Origin of the sequence: Vibrio sp. Vb1337 (genome assembly GCF_033338715.1) — a bacterium.
GTDB classification, from domain to species: Bacteria; Pseudomonadota; Gammaproteobacteria; order Enterobacterales; family Vibrionaceae; genus Vibrio; species Vibrio alginolyticus.
The window spans coordinates 1-3,220 of sequence record NZ_JAWOTD010000047.1 but is presented as its reverse complement, the minus strand read 5'-3'; the positions used below and the strand labels follow the sequence as shown (position 1 = coordinate 3,220).

Below are 3,220 nucleotides of genomic sequence, written 5' to 3'. Positions count from 1 at the left end.
TCGACCACCAATTTATGGATGGGCAATTCGATAGCATGGTTCGTAATCAGAACCGCCTGGCAATTTCATTCGATGCTGTTCAACGAAGTCTTGCAGTAGCTTGTCGAGCTTCTTCATCAGTACAGGATCGCCATGAATGGAAAATGGACCTTTGCATTCGATTTCGCGAATGCCCTCGGCTTTGACGTTACCTGCCACAATACCAGAGAAGGCTTTGCGTAAGTTAGCCGCCAGAACTTGAGGTTCTTGATCCAAGTTCAAATTCAACCCTTCCATTGATGTATGCGTTGGGTCAAATGGCAGTTGGAAATCCGGTTCGATTTTCAATGACCAGTTGAAGCTGTAAGCATCGCCTTTTTCTTTACGGTGAAGGCGTACATCTTCCATCGAGCGCTTCATGATACGTGCAACTTCGGCAGGATCATCAATGACGATTTGGTAGTGTTTTTGACCTTCTTCACCTAAGGTATCGCGAATAAACGCGTCGATAGAACGGAAGTATTCTTCGCTCTCTTTTGGTCCGGTTAACACAATCGGCATCGGCTGATCAGCATTGTCTGGATGCATCATGATACCAAGAATGTACAGCAACTCTTCAGCAGTACCCGGACCACCCGGGAAGATCACAATACCATGCGCCATACGAACAAACGCTTCTAAACGTTTTTCGATGTCCGGCATGATGATCAGCTCGTTGACGATTGGGTTTGGCGGCTCAGCGGCAATGATTGAAGGCTCTGTCAAGCCAAGGTAGCGTTGCTCAGTGTAACGTTGTTTAGCGTGACCGATTGCTGCTCCTTTCATCGGGCCTTCCATCGCACCTGGTCCACAACCCGTACAGATATTAAGTTCACGTAAGCCAAGCTCGTTACCCACTTCGCGCGTGTATTGGTATTCAACGCCATTGATTGAATGGCCACCCCAACAGACGACGAGATTTGGTTCAATACCGGGAGTGAGCGCGCCTGCGTTACGCAAAATACCAAACACAAGGTTGGTAATATGCGTTGGGTTAGTGAGATTGAGGCGCTGGCTGTCAGCCAAGTGCATGTTCACGTAAACGATGTCACGCAGTACAGAGAATAAGTGTTCTTGAATGCCTTTAATGATCTCTCCATCGACAAACGCATGCTCTGGTGGGTCGGTCAGCTCTAGCTTAATGCCACGCTCGCGGCGCACTACATTCACATCAAACGATTGGTGTTTATCGAGAAGCTCTTTGGAGTTATCTGTGTGGCTACCAGAGTTCAATACCGCTAACGTACAGTTACGATAAAGCTGGTAAAGATCACTCGAAGCGGTTTTCTTTAAGCGTTCAACTTCCAGTTGGGATAGCAAGTCCATGCTACCAGCGGGGCTTATATGGGTAATCATAACGCCTCCTTGTGTTGCATTATTTTGAGGGATAGTTCCAACGCATCTTACTTAGTTGTACGTGTCGTTTTACTCAGATGGCTGGAGGATTTGGTTTTATGGTTATCGAGTCCCAAGCAACCTCAAGATGCCATATTCGTCATGAATGAATACATCATCTTGAAGTGACTTGGGTTTTAACAGCTTAGCAGACTGAAAGGGGATAAATGTGATAACTCGTTGAAAATGGGAGGTTATGAGCGTTTGAGAGGGGATAAAAGTGTTTGTTTGCTTGTTTTTTGAACGGTTTTTAGTTCCAGTTTAGCTGGTTTGTGCCCCGTTTTTTAGCGTCAGTGAGCATTTGCCCAAGGCGATCGAGCACATATTCTGGTGCGTCTGATTCCTTAAATGAAGTAGAGACGGCTGTCAGAGTAATGATGATGTTTTGCTCGCGGAACTTAAACGGCAGCTGACAGATATCGCGCTGAATATTCTTCATCAGTTCTAATGTGTATTCTTCACTTTGTTCTGGAATCAGCAGAATAAACTCTTCACCGCCAAAGCGAGCGACGGTTTCGGTATCAGACACGCGCTTATTGATGGCTCGAGCGATGATCTTCAGCGCTTTATCACCAGCGGTATAACCATAACTGTCGTTTACGGCTTTGAAGTTATCGACATCAAACAGTACCACTCGTAGATTTTGTTGAGAGCGAATCCAACGACGGTATTCGAGCTCAAGACGATCGTTAAATGCTGTTCGGTTGTAAACCTTCGTGAGTGGATCAAGCAACATTCGCTGTGTCTGGTCGTCTAAGCGGCGGCGGTAATCTTGTGTGGTTTCAAACACCGCTTCAAGCTGATTTTTGCTGTAGCTTAAACGCTCTTGCAGGGCCTGTTCTCTCTCTTCCGTCATCTTGAGGCGCTCGGTTAACGAGGCCATTTTGGCCAGTAATGGAGCGACTTCTTGTTTGAGTTCTGCTAAATCCTGTGCTTGGTCGAGAGATTGTTGGCTGAGCTCAACCAAACCATTCATTTCCGTATTCAGCTCTTGGCGATGCTCAAAATAAGTATGGTGTTGATCGACGTTTTGATGGACGGTTTTGAGGTTACTCGCCAGCGCTGAGTTTAACTGATCGAGAAATTGGCTTGACGCTTTGCGCTCAAACTTAGTCGCTTCGACGACTAACTTCAGAGTGCTTAACGTCAGCTCGATTAAGGATTCTGCATTCACGCCAAGCAACAGTTTTGCACGAATACCAAGCAGTCTCTCGCCACATTCGCCTTCAAAATCAAGTTCTGTGATCGTATGTTGCAGATCGACAGCGAGGCATTCTAGTTGAGATTTGTCTGGGTTGTTTTCGAATTCGCTGAGTTGTAAACGTGAGTTCGAAGTGATGATTTTAATCGCGCGTTCGTAGATGCTCAGTAGACGGGTAGCTTGATCGACTTTCTTCCCTGCGTGTACTTCGGAGAAGCTCATTAAGTTGCGCAGTTCGCGTTTTAACTGCGCTGGCAAACCCGTAACACGTTGGAGTGTCTCACCGCTGTGTTTGATTTGTTCATCGAGGTAGCCGTTCTGTTTATCCATCGTCTTCGACTGCTGTTTGAGCATTCTTTCAAGTACCGCCAAACGCGGGATCAGAGTGCTGATGTCTTTTTGATGTTGCAGCTCTTGCTGAATTTCAAACAGATAGTTAGCAACTTGGGTGTTTGAGCCTTGGCAAGCAGACGACAAAGATGCCACAACGCGCTTGAGAACTTGTTGTTCTCGCTTAAATTTGAGCGAAGTATCACGATGTGTCAGCCTGAGTTGGTCAAGTTGACAACTCAGCTGATGCAGCTGCGACTGAATATCGGATTCCAA

The 3,220-nt window shown here is 46.4% G+C and carries 2 protein-coding genes; both read right to left on the bottom strand.

Annotated elements, in window-relative coordinates; translation table 11 throughout:
* Positions 1 to 12: 12 nt before the first annotated feature.
* A complete protein-coding gene (gene ppnN, locus R7E42_RS23650; RefSeq protein WP_005496242.1) occupies positions 13 to 1,374 on the bottom strand; it encodes a nucleotide 5'-monophosphate nucleosidase PpnN in 1,362 nt (453 codons plus the stop codon).
* A gap of 289 nt (positions 1,375 to 1,663) precedes the next feature.
* Positions 1,664 to 3,220, bottom strand: a 1,557-nt coding sequence (locus R7E42_RS23645) for a GGDEF domain-containing protein (protein WP_318073042.1), incomplete at its 5' end; no start/stop codon positions are given.

Coding starts and splice junctions, on each gene's coding strand:
- ppnN (WP_005496242.1), bottom strand. CDS start 1,374: ATGATTACCCATATAAGCCCCGCTGGTAGCATGGACTTGCTATCCCAA.